The sequence below is a fragment of the Aliiruegeria lutimaris genome (assembly GCF_900099935.1).
In the GTDB taxonomy this organism is placed as follows: domain Bacteria; phylum Pseudomonadota; class Alphaproteobacteria; order Rhodobacterales; family Rhodobacteraceae; genus Tropicimonas; species Tropicimonas lutimaris.
Window position 1 is genome coordinate 1 of record NZ_FNEK01000092.1, and the last position, 17869, is coordinate 17869.

The window sequence follows — 17869 nt, forward strand, 5'->3', positions numbered from 1 at the left end:
GAATTGAAAACCACGACCTCAGCCACACGCCACACCGCCTGTGGTTCAACCGGCATGCGCAATTCCAAATATCGGAGGGGCGAAGGTTGCTGAAATCAACGGGACACAACGCATATCGGCAAAAAGCCCGCACAAAACCCGATGAGTTTGCCAACACCAGCCCTACCAACCCAACCTGCCCAGTCAGATCCAGAGCAACCGAACGGCTCAAATCCCCATAGACACAGCTGATCCGCAAAGACCAACCCCGCGATTTCCCGCTTGCGCGCTTCTCCGACGCCAGGCAACGCCCCGCTCTTACTCAAACGTACCGCGTGGCGTCCGAGAAACCTGCACCGAAGCCGACCTTCGGGATTCTCGAAACGAACGACGGCTAGTAGCCAGCTATTTGACTCCGCTGTCCATTAGAGATCGTAGTATTGCGCTTGCACCGCCAATCAGGGCGCCTTCATTGTCGTCGCTGCGGTGGCGTCGTACCTTCGGAAGATCAAAGTGCTTTTTTGCTTTTCTAACTGAACACGCAGGTCTCGAACGTCAAATTGCACTCGGTCGACTACAAAACGGGCACCCCAGTTGATCGAAGATCGCCAACAGGACGGTTCGACGATCCCTCAGGGGGTCTCTCTCTGCATACGGAACTTCGCCCTGAACTCCTCGCCAGCCTTCTTTGGTTCCACAAGCCAGAACCCCAAGATCACCATCGCGAGCGCAGCCCATGCAAGCGGCGATAGGCTCTCGCCAAGCAGCAGCATGCCCCAGGCGATCCCCGCAAGGGTTTGTGAATAGGCCATCTGGCTCGCAAAGACCGGGCCTGCCAGGGAAACGAGGTTCAACGCGATCACCAGCGCCGCGGCGCTCGAGACACCAAGGACGAGGATGATTGCCTCCCGTTCCCCCGGCGGGAATGGCGGCAGGAAGATCGAGCCGCGAGCACTCGCGAGCGGCAGGAGGGCCAATGCAGAGAACAACATCATGATGCCCACCGTCGCGGAAGCGTCGAGATGCGCGGGGCGCTTCGCCATGAGAAGCGTGTGCACGGACAACAGCAGCGGCAAAATCAGAGCGGAAAGGAGCCAGAGACGGTCGCCGTCGCTGCCGCCCGTACCATTCGCCAAAAGGACGATCGCAATGGCTGCGAACCCGATGCCGAGGCCGACGAACCGACGAATGCTCGGAGGTTCGAGTGCGAGGAAGGCCGCAAGCAGGAACACCATGAAGCCGCGTGTGCTGCCGATCAATGCAATCGTGGATGCCTCCACGTGCCCTGCAATCACGACCGTCAACAGCTGGTAGAGACACCCGAGAACCACCGCCCAGATCGCAATGAAACCGAGATCCCGCAAACCCGGCCGTGGCAACCCGTTGCGAGTGATCGAGACCAGCAGGCACAGAATTGCGGCGACGAGGTTCGACCAGAACACGAGCCCGAGAGGCGGCACCGAGATTTCCGATGCCATCCGCCCAAGGGCTGGCGCCAGCCCGAAAATGCTGCCCGCTGCCAGAACGAGAAGCGTGCCTCGCAAGGTTCGGATGGTCTGGTCGAGACGCTTCTCACGCGCGTAGATTTCCTCGGCAAGGCCGCGAAACACCACGGCAAGCCGACCGAGGGGGTCGCTTCGCTTCGCGACGGAATCCACCGAGAGTTCCGCCGGCCGAAACGCGCCACCTTCGATGACCTGCGCCGCGCGCGTAAGCTGATCGATGTCGCGAAAGTAGTCGAGTTCCCTGTCCCGGAAACGCTTGCGGGACAGCGACGCGTTCACACGGGCCTTCAGGATGACCACCTCATAGTCCTTCGGCAGGAAATCCTCCGCTCCCAGTTCGATGGCCCGGGCGACACTGCCGATCTCATCTTCGAGAGAGGACACCACGATCACCGGGATATCACGGAGCGCCTCGTCCGCCTTCATGGCCTTCAGGACCTGGTAGCCGTCCATCGACGGCATGACGATGTCCAGGAACACGATGTCGTAGGACCGGGCGCGTAGTTTTTGCATCGCTTCCAGGCCGTCGGATGCCGTCTCGGCCTCATGACCGAGCGCCTGCACGGCTTTCTGAAGTTTTCGCCCGCTGACCCGACTGTCGTCCACGATGAGGGTCTTCGCGGCTGCGGCACCTTCGCTTTCAGCCTCCCTGATCGTCAATCGCCCGACTCCGCACTGAGCCCGCTGATCTCAATTTCGGAGAGAGCCTGTCGCGCCGTTTCCTCCGCCAGTCGGATTGCCTGAGCGGCCTGCTGCGGATCCCTTGGTGATCCGGCTCGGCACTCTTTCTCCAGGTCAGCGCAGAGATCAGACAATCGCAATGCGCCGAAGTCGCGCGCGTTGGACTTCAGAGAATGCGATGCAATGCGCAGCGCTTCGACGTCTCCACGCGCGGCGGAGTCCACGATGCGCTGGGCAAGATCTGGCGCGTCCTGATAGTAGTCCGACAGCAGATCCTCGAGTTCCGCAGGATCGTTTCCAAGTAGCGCAAGCAGCTTCCGGAGCGCCCCCCGGTCAATCTGATCGTCTTCCATAGTCCCCCGCCTTGCCTCCCGTATCTGTCCGACTTTAGGCACTCCGTGCGCGCTGCGCCTGCCGAAAGCTCACACCGCGCTCGAGGCAGTCCAGCAGCGCGCCTTCGTCCACCGGCTTGCTGACGTAATCGTCCATCCCGGCCTCGAGGTACTTCTCACGCGCGGAAATCTGCGCATTGGCGGTCAGGGCCACGATGAAGGGGCGCGCCATGTCGCTTACGCTCTCGCGAATGGCCGCCGCGGCTGAAATCCCGTCCATGTCTGGCATCTCGACATCCATAAGGACCACATCGTAAGCACCTCCTGTCGCCATCTGGACGGCCTCTTCGCCACCCGAAGCGACCTCGGGCGCGAACCCGTTCTTTTCTAGGAGCTTCTTGCCGACCTTCCGGTTGATCCGGTTGTCGTCCACCAGAAGTATGGACAACGAACGGTCGGCCTCTCGAACGGCGTCCTGGGCGAATGCCGAACGCTCCGCCTTGGCGTCGGTGGCAATGGTAGCCTCGAGTGCCCTTAGGAGTTGCCTCGATCTGGCAGGCTTCGTCATCACTGACGCGAAACCGGAAGCACGGATCTCGGCCCACTGGCCCGGCTCGGACGGCGTAAACGATGTGAAGAGTATCATCGGAGGAGCGCCATCGCCGAGCGTTTCGCGGATACGACGCGCGAGTTCCAGGCCATTCATCTCGGGCAAGCCGAAGTCGATCAGAACGGCAGCAAAGGCTCGCCGGTCCTCGAGCATCGTCATCGCCTCCATCGGAGCGGCGGCAACCTGTACCTGAAGCCCCCACCCAATCAGGCGTTCTTCTAGGATGTCCTGAGAGGTGCGGTTGTCGTCGACGACAAGAACGGACTCGCCCCGGAAGTTTGGGTCAGAATGGGCAGAGGAGCCAGTGCCCATGCTCTCGTGCGCCGGCAATGGAACAGCGAACGAAAAGGTCGAACCGCGGCCAACCTCGCTCTGAACCGCGATCTGTCCCCCCATGCTCTCGACGATGCGTTTGCTGATTGCAAGTCCCAGACCGGTTCCGCCATAGCGCCGCGTCGTCGAGGCATCGACCTGGCTGAAAGAGCGGAACAGCCGGTCCATCCGATCCTCCGGTATGCCGATCCCTGTGTCGCTCACAACGAACTCGATCCACGTGGCGTCTACCCACTCCTGCTTCCGGTGCTCGGTGGCAGAGCATACGGTCAGCAGGACCTCCCCCTCATTCGTGAACTTCACCGCATTGTTCAGCAGGTTGAGCAGAACTTGCTTGATCCTCGTCGGATCGCCAACGACTTCGCGTGGCACGCCGGGCTTGACCCGACAGGCAAGTTCAACTCCTTTTTCCGCGGCCTTCGGGGCAACAAGTTCGGCCGCCGCCTCTACCGTTTCGACGAGGTCGATCTCGATCTCCTCAAGTTCGAGCGCACCCGCCTCAACCTTGGAGAAATCGAGAATGTCGTTGATGATGGTCAGCAGCGTATCGGCGGCCTCACCGATCGTGTTCGCGAAATCGCGCTGTTCGACGTCCAGCTTGGTCGATGCCAGCAGGCTGCTCATGCCCATGATGCCGTTCAGTGGCGTGCGGATTTCGTGGCTCATGGTGGCAAGGAATGTGCTTTTGGCGTCGTTGGCCGCCTCCGCCTGCTCCTTGGCCTGGGTAAGCTCGCTCTCCCGGGCCTTGAGTTCGCTGACATCGGAGTAGACAACGACCGTTCCACCGTCGACGGTTCGGCGCTTGCCGATCTGCACCCAACGCCCATCCTGCAGGTGACGAAGACCTGGCCGCGCCCCATCGAACTCGCCGGGATCCGCGGACGAATCACCGCGGAGCGGTGCGGCTTCCAGGCGGAGCCCCGAGGATGATGGCACGTGGCTCGCGATCTCGGAGACAGACGCTCCCGGCCGCACGAACACGCCCTCCTGGTCGTTCAGGAAGTTGCGATAGCGGGTGTTGCAAAGGACCAGTCGATCATCGGAATTGAAGTAGGCGAAGCCTTCGGAAATGCTCTCGATCGCGTCGATCAGGCGTTGCCGGGTTTCCGCGATTTTCCGAAGGTTGCTTTGCTCCATCTCTACCGCGGTGTCCCGGAAGACCGTCAGAGCATGCATCAGGCGCGAGACTTCGTCGCGTCCTGTCGGTGGCGGAAGCTCCACATGCAAGTCTCCCTGCGCGAGGGCAAGGGTGGCATTGCTGAACGCCCCCAGCCGCGTGCCGAGACTACGATTGACATAGGCAATTGCCCCGATGATCGCGAGAAACGACGCGGAAAAGACGACGAAGACGGTCGCTCGGCTGGTTCGCAGGGACTCGAGCACCCGGGCGACCGAAACATCTGCCTGCGCGCCGAAACCGGCCACGATCTCGGCGGACAGAACGCTCATCTGCTCGGTCAACTCGGTCGTTTGGGCAAGCAATTCGCTAGTCTGCCGAAGAGCGATCAGTTCCATGGCACGCAGATCAAAGACGCTTTCCTCGCCTCGACCGAAACCGATCAAACGCTCGGCCAGTTCTGCCGTTTCGCCGATGTTCACGCGTTCGCTTAACGGCGCCAACAGCTTTTCGGTCTCCGCAGCGACCTCCTCAAGGTCGTGCCTCAGGGCAGCCAAGGTGGATTCCTCCTCGGCAAACGGCGCCAGCGTGAGGATCCCGACCCCACGGTTTCCAAGCGCCTCGAGCGACAGGAGCGCGCCGTAGCTAGCGATGCTGGCATCATTGATCCTGTCGAGGCTGGCCGACACCTCGCGGCTGAGATCGGCACCTGCCGTGACCGTCTGCCCTCTTATCAGGATGATGGACCATTTCAGACTTGCCGAAAGACCATCGAGGGCTTTCCGTATATCCAGCGCCTTCGCGGCGGCGTCGACCTCGGGTGCCGTGGGATCCTGGAGTGCGATGGAACGCTGATCGAAGATGCTGGTCTCTCCGGCGCCGAAGGCTGTTATCCGGTCAAGTTGCTCGGAGAGTTCGTCAACGTCGACGACCTGCCGAACGGCATCGTTGGCAGCGAGTTCCGCGGCGTTGCGTGTGGCCACCGAACTCGCCACGACATAGTCGCTCCACGCCTTGCGCACGCCCTCCTCCGAAGTTGCCGACAGGGCGCCCGCGAGCGTCTGTTCGATGATCCCGAGCTGAACCTGCATGCTCGCGAGCGGGACGAGCGCCCGGACGCTCAGATCGTTGAGATACTCGACCGTGCCGTCTGTTCCGGCAACGACACGATCGCTCTCGTCGCGCAGGACGTCGAGTTGATCCGTGATCAAGGGTTCAATCGAGCTGTTGAACTGGGAATGCGTGCGCGCCAGCGCCTGTATCTTTCCCGACAGCGTGTTCGCCAGAGCAAGGCGTTCGGAAACGATCTCCGCCTGCTTCTCCGAAAGCCCCTCGACGTCGCCAATTGACGCCTCGAGGCTTGCGACCGGATCGGATGCCTTCCTCGATGAGGTGAGCGGATCAATGATATGTCGGGCCTGCGCCAGGTAGTCCTCTAGTTCGACGCGGCGTTCGGTGAGCTCCCTCGGGCTTGCCGAGGTCGCGACTGCGGCAGAGGAGTTGCGGATATTGGTGGTTACTTCGGACACGCTATGCGCGACCCCAAGGGCCGGAATGACCTCCTCGGTGATCGAAGTGAGTTGCTCCCGAACAATGGTGTTGGCGCGATTTGCGATCAGGCCGCTCAGGAGTGCGGAGCCGAGAATGATCGCGATCACCAAAAGGAGCTTTCCCCGGATCGTCGAGGGAAGAAATGCAGACAACTGTCCCTTTGCGTTGTTTTCCGATCCCATCTCCGATCACCAATCCGGTCATTGCCCTTCAGAAGAAGACCTCTAGAGTTTGAGTTCAAACCCCTCGATGTCTTCAGGCGAAATATATGCGACTGCCGGGTTGAGCATGACTTCGAGATGCAGTGACAGGACACGCGCCGAATCCGGATCCCGGTTTGCCCATTCGAACCAGAGCGGTAAGGCGATGGCGCGGAACCGATCCACGTCTTGCTCAGAAAGGCGCGTTACCTCGACCCCTGCCGCGGCGAACTGCGACCACGCCTCGATATTTGCTTCCTGATGCGCCGTGAAATGCTGCATCGAGAAGGACCGAACGAGTTCGGTCAACAGGTCTTGCGTCGCCGTGGACAGGCTGTCCCAAACGCCCTGGTTGAACACGACAATCGTCAGATCCACGGGCTGGTGCAGGCATGGCGTCGATGTGGGGCCCATCACGATGTACTTGCTGACATCGGCAAACCCCAGATCGAAGTTCATCGCGGGTCCTGTGAAATCCGCGGCATCAATCGCGCCGGATGCAAGCGCGGGCCGTACTTCCGAACCTGCAAGTGCCACCGTCCTGGCTCCGATCGCCTCGAAACAATCGGCGACGAGGCCTCCCGGCATCCGAAGGTTCAGCCCGGAGAAATCGTCCAGAGACCGTATCGGGACGTTCGAGTGGATCAGGTTCATGTCGTGGTGGACATGTCCGACGTAGTGCAGCCCGTGCCGGGCATACAACTCACGGGCGAGATCTGTTCCGCCGTAGCTATCGAAAAGCATATCCCATTGGTGCGGGTGCGGCAGCCCCATCGGAAATGATGTCAGGAACGCTCCAGCCGGCATTGCCCCGGTAACTGCCGCGTAATGCGGCACCCAGTGCATACCGTCGAGGACACCCGCGGAGGTCGCGGTCATCATGTCGAAAATCTCGGCGACGCTCCCGCCGGGAAACGGTATGAAACCCACTTCACCCGATGTGAGTTCGACCACGCTTTCGCACCAGCGTTTGAAGGTCCGATATCCGATCGTGTCTTCCGTCCAGAGCGATTGGAGCTTCATATTCCTCCCTGCGGAGGCCTTTGCGTTTCCGATAAATGGTGTGGCCAGAGCGCCCGCTCCGAGTAAGCCGGCGCCAAGGAACTCGCGCCGACCTCGGCAGAGAGATCCTCTCGCCTGAACCTGACTGGCTTTCCTCTCCGACATCTGAATTCCACTCCCACTATCGTTGACTTCAAAGGAAAAGCATCGGTCCTTTGTCGAACACACTCAGCACGAATTTCCCAACCGTAGGGCAAGTGACGAAAAATGCTACCACAAAGAGGCCGTGCCGAGTTTCGATTGACACTGCAATCAAGCAAAGTGGTTAACCGGTCTTTGCAAGAATTTTGCACATCCGACCGGAGTAACGCCTACATATGTGCGCGCGTGCGCGGACGTTTATGTGGGCACGAAAGTTGGTCCTATGTTGTTCAACGGTCGCAAAAAGTGCCACCTACTACGAACTGCCTGCGCATGTTCCGGCATTTCGCGGAGCTTGAGTTCCAACGGTGCCGTCCGCTTTGCTGCCACTAATGCTTTGTGCAGAGAACGTCCGCACTCCGCCCTTTTTGCATCGTGAGCGGCCCACGCTGAGCCTGGCACGAGTGACCGAGAAAGGCTGATAACGGTCCTACGCTTCGTTGCACGGGAGTGGCGGCTGAATATGGGTTATTCCCGTCGAACTTACGCAGCAATTTCATAGCGTCGCACGGGACCAGCGCCCGCATCGCATGACGGCCGCATCGCGTGTCTAAACCATCTGAAGCTGTTTTTGAAAGTGGTGCCCGGGGGCGGAATCGAACCACCGACACGAGGATTTTCAATCCATCGGGAAAGGGAAGGGGGCGTTCTCCGGATTTTATCGGGGTTCACGAGTGCTTCGACTGGTTAGCGCGCCCTAGGTCAATCGCTGTCGGTCGAGGAAATTACTTGATGTAGTTGCAACATAAAATGATCGTCCGAGTGCTGCGTATTTCTGATCCCGGCTCAGGTGCCTTTGAAGGCGTATGCGAGACCGACCCACAGATTGGTACAGTATCCTGAGGGACAGACGGAAATGAAAAACCGCCACTAACGTTGAAACGGTACTTTCAAAAAAACCAACCTTCCGTGGGACTCGCCCGGTCGGGATGCCGCAGTCTGATGCTATACCATTGCCAGTAGTTTGGTGCGCAGCACCTCATTTATAAGCGGATTCGGGAACTTACGAGCGATAGTTACCGCCGCAAAAACCTCCCTGACTTCGTCGAGGCGGGCATATTCCTTCAGTTTTCCAGCGTTCAATTCGTCCTGAACGACGATGGGGGGTATGACCGCGACACCGGCATTTGCCCGCGCCAGCAAGCGCAGCATGGCCATGTCATCCGCTTCCGCCGCAATCCGAGGGACGATTCCGAGACGTTCCAGAAGTGCGTCGAATCCTGCGCGAAGCGATGTCTCGGGGGTCGGCAGCACGAGCGGCTTGGTCGCTAGAATTTCCGCGATGTCGGCACCATCGCCTATCGATTGGTTCGGCGTGCCGATAAGGCTGACCGGTTGATCGGCGAGTTGATGAACCAGGTAGGGACTGGAGGCGTCTCGTGCGGGAACGAGATTGGTGAGCACGATATCGAGGGAAAGGGACTCAAGACCGCGCAGGAGCATTTCCTGCGTTCCAGACCGCAGGACCACTTCGACGTCTTCTCTACCGATGAGGGGATCCAGAAAGGAGATCTGGAAGTTTCGCGACAAGGTCGCCAATGCCCCGATCCTGAGAACACGGCGCTTGCCCTTGGCTTGCTTCAACGTTTCGGTGAGGTTTTCGGCGGCACGAAAGATCTCTTCAGCATGATCCAGGGCAATGCGACCGGCCTCCGAAAGGACCAGATTACGCCCGCGACGCTCGAACAGGTCGTGCCCAAGGGCGGCTTCAAGCGACTTAATCTGTGTCGAAACAGCCGATTGGGAGATGTTGAGCGCCCGCGCGGCTCCTGTCAATGTCCCGTCCCGCGCGACGGCACGAAACAGGCGCAGGTGATGAAGATTGAGTGTCGACATTGTTCCATAATATAGAATTATTTGGCATACTATATAAATTTTTATTCAACTCTGTCATGGCGTATCTGATCTTTCAAACTCGCCTTGGAGAAATTTCATGATGGTTTCGTACTCTTTTCTTGCACCCGGCGTCTTGATGGCTATGGCTTTTATTGCTTGGCACCAGCCGGGGCGCCGCCCTGGGGGCCCGTCGAAACTTTCGGAGTATGCCGCAGTTGCGGCCCTTGGCCTCGCTGTCCTAGGTGTTGCCCAGTTCGCAGCCGCCGGTCCTGCGACCCTGTCCGTTCTCGAGGGCTCTGCGGCCCTCACATTCAAAGCCGGTCTGGTGAATGTCACTCTGGCGCTCCTCGTCGCCTTCATCGGTTGGGTGGTGATACGCTACAGCCGCACTTTTCTCTACGGCGAGGCGCGGGAGGGCCGGTTCCTCGCGCTTATGCTCATTACACTGGCCGCAGTGCTTCTGTTCGTGCAATCGGGCAGCATGGCCGCCCTTATCGCGTCATCGGCACTGGTCGGGCTGGGATTGAGGCGCCTGTTACTGTTCTACAGCACCCGTCCCGAGGCCCGACGGGCAGCCACGAAATTCGCTCTGGTCTGGCACGGCGCAGACGCAGTGCTGGTTATTGCCGCGCTGCTGCTGGCAGCACGCTACGGAACGGGAGACTTCGCGGCGATTGTGGTGGCTTCAGCCGATGCCGACCTGACCTTGGCCGCGTCTGTCGCAATCGCGCTCATCGTCTTCGCGGCGACGCTCAAGACGGCGGCCTTCCCGCTGCACGGGTGGCTCACCGAAGTCATGGAAGCGCCTACGCCCGTTTCGGCACTTCTGCACGCGGGCATCATCAATTCGGGCGGCGTTCTTCTGATCGCACTGGCGGGGCTCGTCCAGCAAAGCCCAGGGGCCATGGCCGCACTCGTGATGATCGGTGGTTTCACGGCGCTTTTCGGGGCCGCTGTCATGCTTACGCAAAGCGCGGTAAAGACATCGCTAGCTTGGTCCACCGTCTCCCAGATGGGCTTTCTGCTTCTACAATGCGGGTTCGGTCTCTGGGCGCTGGCCCTGCTGCATATTGTGGCGCATTCGCTTTACAAGGCGCACGCCTTCCTGTCCTCGGGCGGCGCGGTTAGGGCCGTGGCAAGCCTTCGCCGCCCTGGTCCCATCGCGGTTCCGAGCATCGGTGCGGTGCTCAAGTCCTTCACCCTCGCGCTTGCACTCTACCTGGTGATTTCGACTATCTTCACCGCACTCAGCGGGCCGAAGACGGCGCAGGCGCTCGCGCTCGGTACTATCCTAATCCTTGGGGTCGCCTATCTGGTCGCACAGGGGCTTGCCGATCTCGCGCCTGCGGAGCTGACCAAGCGTACGGCGCTGGCATCGCTAGGCGCGGCTGTGGCCTACTTCGCCTTCCAGGCCGCAGCGCAGGCCATCTGGGGGCCGTCCCTGCCACCGGCTCCGATGCCGGGGCCGCTTGAATGGGCACTTCTCGTGCTCACGGTGGTTTCCTTCGGCCTTGTTGCCTTCGCGCAGGCGCTTTTCCCGCTCTGGGCGCATCATCCATCCACGGCCGGGCTTCGGGTGCATCTTGCGAATGGCTTCTACCTGAACGCTTTGCTTGACCGCGCGATCGGCGGCTTTCTCAGCGCGAAAACTAATTGAGATCACGGAGACCGACATGTTCCTCAAGCACTCGCAAATCGCACCTTCCCTGATGTCGGCGATCCTGGTGGCCGCCGAAAACGCCGCACGACGTATCCCACCTGCTTTCCCGCTGGAGGCGACCGTCGCGGTCAACCCCTTCTTGGGCCAGGCCGGCGATGATCTGGCAACCGCCTCGGCGCGCCTGCGACGGGTCGCCGGCGTTCGCGCAACCCGGTCGGGCGTCGCCTACGCCACCATGATCGAGACCGGGCGCCTGATCGACGCTGACCTGGAAGCGGCGCGGTCGGCAGCCACGTCGCCGTTCAAGCCCAAAGACCTTGTGGCACTGAAAACTTTCGCGGCCATGGCCACGACCGACGAGTGGACGGGCCTGCCGACGGTGGCCGACCTTGCCGCCTCGGCAACGGGGGTGGACTGGCCGTCAATCATCGAGAAATCCTTCGGTCTCTGGGCCGCGGGACGGTTCGACCGGGGCCAAGCACTCTGGTCACCGACACCGGGATTGGAGGCGTTTGCTTCCTGGCGAGATTGGGCCACGCACGACCTGACGCCCGAGATCGCGGGCCTCACTGGTTTCTGTGCTCATGTAGCGGCAGCCCCGGACACCACAGATAGCGCAATCCTGCGGGCCGCGGACGCACTCGGCTTGAACGAGGCGGCTGCCGAAACCGCTTTCCACCGGCTCTACATGGACCTAAGTGGCTGGTCGCAGCATGCGCGTTGGCTTCTCTGGCAGGCGGAACTCGCCGGAAAGACGGACCGGACACTGGCCGATCTGCTCGCAATCCGGCTGATCTGGGAGGAAGCTCTTCTCGCACATGTGCCAGAGATAGCGAAAGAATGGTTCGAAACTGTGCTGGCGCATAGCGCACCTGTCGAGCCTTCGGAAGAGGATGTTGCCCTGGCAATCTTCCAAGAGGCGTCGGAGCGGGCGCATCAACGAGACTTTTTGGCCCTGCTTGACGGAGAAACCGCGTCAACGGACCGCCCCTCACTTCAAGCGGCATTCTGCATAGACGTGCGCTCCGAGGTCTTCCGGCGGGCCTTGGAAAGCGTCGACTGTTCGATTGAGACCATCGGTTTCGCGGGGTTCTTCGGTGTGTCGTTGGCGCACAAGGCGCATGGTTCGGATGTCGTGGAAGCGCACCTGCCGGTCCTCCTGAACCCGGCCGTCGAAACCACAAGCCACTCAGACCCGGCGAGCGAGCAGGACACTCGGATCGCCGCACGGACCTTGCGTGCCTGGGGCCGGTTCCGCCAGGCGGCTGTCTCGTCCTTCGCTTTCGTCGAGACGGCGGGGCTGTTTTATGCCGCGAAACTGACGCGCGATGCGTTGGGGTGGGGCGGTCCAACGAAAAAGCCCGATCCGGCGCCACAGGTTGTTGGAGGTCTGGATGCAAAAACAAAAGCTGACACGGCGGCCGCCGTTCTAGGCGCCATGAGCCTGACGAAGGGCTTTGCAAAGATCGTTTTGCTGCTCGGCCACGGTGGACAGGTCGCGAACAACCCGCACGAAAGCGCCTATCACTGCGGGGCCTGCGGCGGTTACACCGGCGAGGTGTCAGCACGGTTTCTCGCCAACTTGCTGAACGATCCTGAAACCAGATCCGGTCTGGCCGAGCGCGGTATTGCGATCCCCGATGACACACTTTTCATCGCCGGTCTGCACGACACGACGACGGACGAGGTCACAATCTACAACGACGGATTGCCCGCGGATCGGAGCGAGGAGATCCGCCGGATGAAAGGTTCGCTGAAGCAGGCCGGACGGATGGCACGGGCCGAACGCGCGCCCAAGCTGCCCGGAGCCACGGCGTTAAACGTAGCCGACCGCGCTTTGAACTGGGCTGAGGTGCGCCCCGAATGGGGGCTTGCCGGGTGCGCTGCCTTCATCGCAGCGCCGCGTGCTGCCACTGCGGGGAAAGACCTTGGGGGGCGCGCTTTCCTTCACAGTTACTCCTGGCAGGCGGATGACGGCTTCTGCACGCTTGAGCTGATACTCACCGCCCCGGTCGTCGTGGCAAGTTGGATCAGCCTTCAATATTACGGATCGTCGGTGATGCCCGACGTGTTCGGCGGTGGCAACAAGCTCATTCACAACGTCGTCGGTGGCATCGGTGTCATCGAGGGCAATTCGGGCCGGCTGAGAACGGGATTGCCGTGGCAAGCGGTCCACGATGGCGAGAAGGCGATGCACGAACCGGTCCGGCTGTCTGTGATGATCGAAGCGCCGCGCGAAGCAATCACGGACGTCCTCGAGCGTAATCCCGAGATCCGAGATCTCTTTGACAACGGCTGGATGCACTTGTTCACGTTGAAGGACGGAAAAGTCGATGCACGGTATCGTCCTGGACTTGCCTGGGCGGACGCGGCGGAGGGCCGCGCCGCGTGATGCTGCCGAACCGAGCGGCCTTTGGTACGATCCACGGCAATGAGGCGGTGGTTGCGCCGGCCTTTGCACGCCTCGGGATCGCCTTGGAAGTGCCAGACGGTTTTGACACCGATCGTTTACCCGAGCGGTTCCACCGCGGGGAATTGCCAAGTACCGTTGAGGATTTCCTCGCGAGGCTGGTAGAGCCGGATCGTGTAGTTCCAGTCTTCCGTGATCGGAATGCAGTTCACGCGGCCATCGTCGCATCCTCCGAAGTGGATTGTGTAGGACCCGTCGTCGTTGGGGGCGGCGGTTACGTTGTTGTAGCTGTTCCGGTTGAGATCGTTTGCTTCGAGATAGCCTTCGGCGTTGTAAACGGTGATCGACCAGAACGCGTCGACAGGCACGTCCTTGACGGTAACTGCGTGTGGTGTCTGGCCGTCATTCGCCTCGACGCTTTCAAGAATGCCCAAAGCCGTCGACGAAGGCTGGCCGGCCCAGCCGGCCATGGCGCCAACCAGGTGATCGATCGGGTCGACCTCGTCCTTTCGGCCAAAGGCACGCGATGCATTGAAGCCGACCGCGCTGGCCAGATCGCTAACCGCCGTGCGTGCTTCGGCAAGGCTTTCGAGATCCCAATCCGGAGCCTCGAACGGCCCCTCGCCGCCACCCGTCAGCACAACGCCATCTTGAGTGGCATGTGCCGTCGCAATGTCGTCCGTATCCGCCGGATCGACGAAAGTGCGGAACAGCACGAAGGCGAAGCGTGTGCCAACGTCTTCCTCGGTCAGTTCGTAGGTGCCAGGCATGGCCTCAACAAAACTGTAGTGGTCCTGGCTGATCACCAGCATCGACTGGAAGCGGCCATCCGTTTCTGGCAGCGTGATTGTCACCGGCTCCGACAGGTCCAGCATGACTGCAGAGTAAAGAGTATCCTGGTTCGGGCGAATGATCGTTTGCGTCGATACGGTCGTCGGTTCACGCATATGGAGCAATTCGCCAACGTCGATCCCGAATGACTTGAGGTTGGCCCGGATCATGGTGTCGGATTCCGCACGTACGAGGTTTGCAATCGTCACATCCTCGGCGAACGCGAACGTTGGGACGCAGAGCGCCATGGCAAGCAATGTTCTCATGACTTTCTCCTTCCTGGTCAGTTGACCGACTGAACTTCGGGGAACGTCCAACTGCCGTCGAGGATTTCCGCCCGAGGCTGGTAGAGCCGGATCGTGTAGTTCCATCCCTCCATGTTCGGCAGGCAGTTGGCGCGCCCGTCCTCGCATCCGCCAAAGTGAACAGTTATCGAACCGTCCTCATTGCGCTCTCCCATGACCGAGTTGATGTTGTAGGCGTCGAGATCATTCTTCTCGTAGAACCCAGCGGCGTTGTAGAGGCTGACGGACCAGTACTGGTCCACCGGAACGTCTGCCGGAACCTCGATCTTGTAGGTTCCAACAGGCAGACCGGGTTCGATGTTCAAATAGTAGGCTTCCTCCTCGGGAAGCCCTCCCCAACCGATAGCCGCTCCGAGGAAGTAGCGGAGCGGGTCCACCTCCTCCTTCGGCCCAAAGGTTCTGCTGCTGTCTGGCGCATACCTTCCAAGTTCGAGGGCTGCTTTCAGCACCGCGTCAAAGCTCTCTTCGTCGTAATCCGGAATGATGAGCGGCTTGGACGAGTTGGCCGCCAAAGCCATCTGGTCCTGCAATGCATGCACCGCCGCGAGATCCTCGGCGTCGGAGGCATCGACCAGCGTGCGGATGATGACGACCACATACGGTGTATCGAAAGTGTCTATGTCGAGCGCATACACCCCCCCACCCACGAACACTTTGTTCATGTAGTGATCCTGATTGACAATCTGCGCCGACAGGTACCGCTCACCCGTTTCCGGCAGGGTCAGCGTTGCACCTTCACTGATGTCGATCACGGCCATGCTGTAGAGGACGTCCCGGTTCATCCGGATTGTTGGCTGCATGTCGATTTGAGCGGGTTCCCGAATGTGCACCAGGTTGTTCACGCCACCTGTGATCGCCAGGTACTTGCCAAACTCGATCTCTGTGGCCGCGCGCACGAAGTTGTCGATGGTCACGGGAATCTCCCGAGCCTCCAGAATGGCACTGAGGTTGTCCCCGCCTACCTGGGCAGCGGATGTGCCAACACAAAGCGATGCGACTGCCACCGCGGTCGCAGCTCTATGCGGTGCTTTCGTAATCATGGTAATCTCCTGAGGTTGTCCACGTGCCGCCGACCCTCTGCCTCTCTTCCCGCCAAAGGGTCCGAAACAGACTTACGGAACGCGGAGATTGATACGTCAGCCGACATTCAATCACGCTATTTCGTTGCGTTTGCCCCAATCGCTGCGCCGGCGGCTGCACCAGCGATCGTTGCTGCGGTTTTGCCAGTGCCACTGCCGACCTGATTGCCAAGTGCGCCGCCAACGGCTGCCCCTGTGGCCGCGTTCACGGCCTGGTTGTCCGTGCAAGCTGACATAGCGACGAATGCGAGACCTGCGATGGATGCCATTATGAAGCTGAGTTTCATTTGTCCAAACCCCTCCCAAAGTAGAAGGAAAGTGACCGACGAAACATCGGCTCCTTCTTGAAGAAAACAAATCTCACCCGGTTCTCATGTAAAAGGAGCGGTAAAAGTCGAGTTCCGTAGACCCCTTGCACAGCTTTATTATACCTGAAGAAAGTGATCAGTTTGCGTCAAGCATACCTGCAGCGCCCTGATCTGGACTCTAAGGAAACTTGGCCATGGTCATGTCGGAGAGAAATCTGTCGGCGTCCGCCCTGTCCAGGTCCGAAAAGCGCGCCGGAAGCTGTTCGTCTCAGTATAGCCAAGTGCGCCGGCAATCTCGGTGATGCTGTGGTTCGTCTCGCGCAGGAGATCGACTGCACGGGCTTTCAGGAAAGCATTTCTTACATCACGAAAGCTTGTGCCTTCGGCTCTCAGCCGCCGCTGGAGGCTCTGCGTTCCAAGCGACATGCAATGAGCAACGGTTTCGATGGAAGTGTCACCCAGCATCAATTGGACCCGCAATACTGCGTTAACGCTCTCGGCGAATGAAGATGGTGGTGACACGCCTAGCAGGCCGGGCAGATCTCGCAACAGCACCTTCTTTTCGGCACCCGTGGAGTTCGGATTAGGCGCGTCCAGCAACTGTCGATCCAATCCAATTCCGGAACCGTAGGGACGATAGAGCAGGGGCACGTCGTAGACCTGCGCAAGGCTGCTTTCAAAGCCGTGCGACGCACTCGGAGTTTCGATCCAGGCGGGCATCCAGTTACGTCCCAGGAACCTGCGGCAGAGATCGATCATCATGCATGGCAAGCCCTCGTCAATGTGACGTGCGCCCACAACAGTTGGAATCCCCGAGTAGAAAAGTACAACGACATTCTGGTCTCTTCGTTCGAGAGCAACGCGACATCCGGGGTTCAAGACAGGCAACGCCTTTGCCGCTCTAAGCATTGCTTCGCCCAATGTCCGAGCTGAAAGGACGTATGTAGAGTACCAGGACAGTTCCTCGTAATCGTAATGCTGGCCTATGATGGCTCCCAGATGCCGTTCTCCAGTTTTACGCGCCAGGGATTCCAAAAAACAGGCTTCTGTTTGTAGAGGAAGGAAGACTGGGGGCCCTGCAATCAGGCGGCGATTGATTGCGACCTTTCGCATGGCCCAATCAACATCTTGCTGAGGGATCATCCCATCGATGATTTCCACGACGCTCTTGAGTGTGAGCGAGTTCACGAACGGCACAACCATCCGGGAATTTGACGCAATTTGATGACTCGTTGTCCAGTAGAAATTGACTGCGCGTCTGCGACAGACACGCTCGCTATTACAACGAGGTCTACCGTGTCGCCCGGGACACGGCAGTTGTGATCGAGGCTATCGTGATCGTCTCGGACTTGACGCGCTGACCCGACGGTCCTGGTTCTCAGGACAAGCTGTCGAACTGGATCCCGATCAAACAGCGAGGATACAACGAACCGTTTTCTTTCAAACGTGGCGATAGTCCGAATCTAGATGTAGGTCGCGACTGCGCAGGACATTGGCAGCGTCACTTTGAAAAAACGCTCTGACATTTTTGGGCTCGACTCGCTTGCGGGTTCGCATTGATTCCAATGAATCGGCACGAGGAAACGGACGTCCTTTCAACGAATGATCTATTTCCGCCAAGGGCCGTTCACGACCGTTGAACTCTAGCTTTTCGTGCCGGGGTGCCTCGCCGCGATCAAGAAAAAGACAGAGCGGAAAGCCGTCCTCAGCTACAAGCTTTGGCCATGGCGGAGCACGACTTGACCTTCTCATCTCTCTGCTCAGTCATCCGTCCTTGCCCCCGCCCGGATCGAACGCGTCCTTCTATATCAGCAGTGAATGAAACAACGCTGCTGAGCATGACATGACCAAGAGCCCCACCGCCGCCTTCCTGACCACCGCCATCGAGAAGTCGGGCCTGACCCAACGCGAGATCGCGCAACGCGCGGG

Annotated in this window: 13 protein-coding genes; 3 read left to right on the top strand and 10 right to left on the bottom strand. The window is 59.9% G+C overall.

What is annotated here, in order from left to right; all coding sequences use genetic code 11:
- A partial coding sequence (locus BLR85_RS29660) for a hypothetical protein (protein WP_212635012.1) occupies window positions 1-221 on the top strand: 221 nt, incomplete at its 5' end.
- Window positions 222-611: 390 nt separating this feature from the next.
- On the opposite strand, the gene BLR85_RS24905 is transcribed toward BLR85_RS29660, so the two are convergent.
- The 5 genes from BLR85_RS24905 to BLR85_RS24925 form a co-directional block, all read right to left on the bottom strand.
- Window positions 612-2144 carry a response regulator gene (locus BLR85_RS24905; RefSeq protein ID WP_093163832.1) on the bottom strand — a complete coding sequence of 511 codons (1533 nt, stop codon included), beginning with the start codon at window positions 2142-2144 and terminating at the stop codon, window positions 612-614.
- Window positions 2141-2518 carry an Hpt domain-containing protein gene (locus BLR85_RS24910; protein WP_093163835.1) on the bottom strand — a complete coding sequence of 126 codons (378 nt, stop codon included), beginning with the start codon at window positions 2516-2518 and terminating at the stop codon, window positions 2141-2143. Before BLR85_RS24910 ends, BLR85_RS24905 begins: the two co-directional genes overlap by 4 nt.
- Before the next feature lie 34 nt (window positions 2519-2552).
- Window positions 2553-6260 carry a hybrid sensor histidine kinase/response regulator gene (locus tag BLR85_RS24915; RefSeq protein ID WP_170844756.1) on the bottom strand — a complete coding sequence of 1236 codons (3708 nt, stop codon included), beginning with the start codon at window positions 6258-6260 and terminating at the stop codon, window positions 2553-2555.
- A gap of 72 nt (window positions 6261-6332) precedes the next feature.
- Complete coding sequence (gene dctP, locus BLR85_RS24920) at window positions 6333-7331, bottom strand: TRAP transporter substrate-binding protein DctP (RefSeq protein ID WP_212635159.1); 999 nt, start codon at window positions 7329-7331, stop codon at window positions 6333-6335.
- A gap of 1125 nt (window positions 7332-8456) precedes the next feature.
- Window positions 8457-9347, bottom strand: a complete 891-nt coding sequence (locus BLR85_RS24925) for a LysR family transcriptional regulator (RefSeq protein ID WP_093163841.1) — start codon at window positions 9345-9347, stop codon at window positions 8457-8459.
- Between the two features lie 325 nt (window positions 9348-9672).
- Here BLR85_RS24925 and BLR85_RS24930 point away from each other — a divergent pair, with 325 nt between their 5' ends.
- Together BLR85_RS24930 and BLR85_RS24935 are read left to right on the top strand one after the other, a co-directional pair.
- Window positions 9673-11004, top strand: coding sequence for a proton-conducting transporter transmembrane domain-containing protein (locus BLR85_RS24930; RefSeq protein WP_342028816.1), 1332 nt, complete (start codon window positions 9673-9675; stop codon window positions 11002-11004).
- A gap of 16 nt (window positions 11005-11020) precedes the next feature.
- The gene (locus BLR85_RS24935) at window positions 11021-13399 is read left to right on the top strand and encodes a YbcC family protein (RefSeq protein WP_093163843.1); all 2379 of its coding nucleotides are present in this window, start codon (window positions 11021-11023) and stop codon (window positions 13397-13399) included.
- Window positions 13400-13515: 116 nt separating this feature from the next.
- Here BLR85_RS24935 and BLR85_RS24940 read toward each other — a convergent pair whose 3' ends face one another.
- From BLR85_RS24940 to BLR85_RS29665, 5 genes are all read right to left on the bottom strand, one after another.
- Window positions 13516-14514 (bottom strand): DUF1214 domain-containing protein, encoded by a 999-nt coding sequence (locus BLR85_RS24940; RefSeq protein WP_093163845.1) that lies wholly within the window; start codon window positions 14512-14514, stop codon window positions 13516-13518.
- Window positions 14515-14531: 17 nt separating this feature from the next.
- On the bottom strand, window positions 14532-15467 hold the full coding sequence (locus BLR85_RS24945; protein WP_212635161.1) for a DUF1214 domain-containing protein: 936 nt from the start codon (window positions 15465-15467) through the stop codon (window positions 14532-14534).
- A 242-nt stretch (window positions 15468-15709) separates the two neighbouring features.
- On the bottom strand, window positions 15710-15919 hold the full coding sequence (locus tag BLR85_RS24950; protein WP_068317347.1) for a glycine zipper 2TM domain-containing protein: 210 nt from the start codon (window positions 15917-15919) through the stop codon (window positions 15710-15712).
- A gap of 219 nt (window positions 15920-16138) precedes the next feature.
- Window positions 16139-17128: an AraC family transcriptional regulator gene (locus BLR85_RS24955; RefSeq protein WP_163886949.1), complete on the bottom strand. Its 990-nt coding sequence runs from the start codon at window positions 17126-17128 to the stop codon at window positions 16139-16141.
- 517 nt (window positions 17129-17645) lie between these two features.
- Window positions 17646-17869, bottom strand: a 224-nt coding sequence (locus BLR85_RS29665) for a hypothetical protein (RefSeq protein ID WP_212635162.1), incomplete at its 5' end; no start/stop codon positions are given.

Excerpts from the sequence above, each read along its gene's own strand:
- BLR85_RS24910 (WP_093163835.1), bottom strand. The coding sequence starts at position 2,518 with ATGGAAGACGATCAGATTGACCGGGGGGCGCTCCGGAAGCTGCTTGCG.
- dctP (WP_212635159.1), bottom strand. The coding sequence starts at position 7,331 with ATGAAGCTCCAATCGCTCTGGACGGAAGACACGATCGGATATCGGACC.
- BLR85_RS24925 (WP_093163841.1), bottom strand. The coding sequence starts at position 9,347 with ATGTCGACACTCAATCTTCATCACCTGCGCCTGTTTCGTGCCGTCGCG.
- BLR85_RS24935 (WP_093163843.1), top strand. The coding sequence starts at position 11,021 with ATGTTCCTCAAGCACTCGCAAATCGCACCTTCCCTGATGTCGGCGATC.
- BLR85_RS24940 (WP_093163845.1), bottom strand. The coding sequence starts at position 14,514 with ATGAGAACATTGCTTGCCATGGCGCTCTGCGTCCCAACGTTCGCGTTC.
- BLR85_RS24950 (WP_068317347.1), bottom strand. The coding sequence starts at position 15,919 with ATGAAACTCAGCTTCATAATGGCATCCATCGCAGGTCTCGCATTCGTC.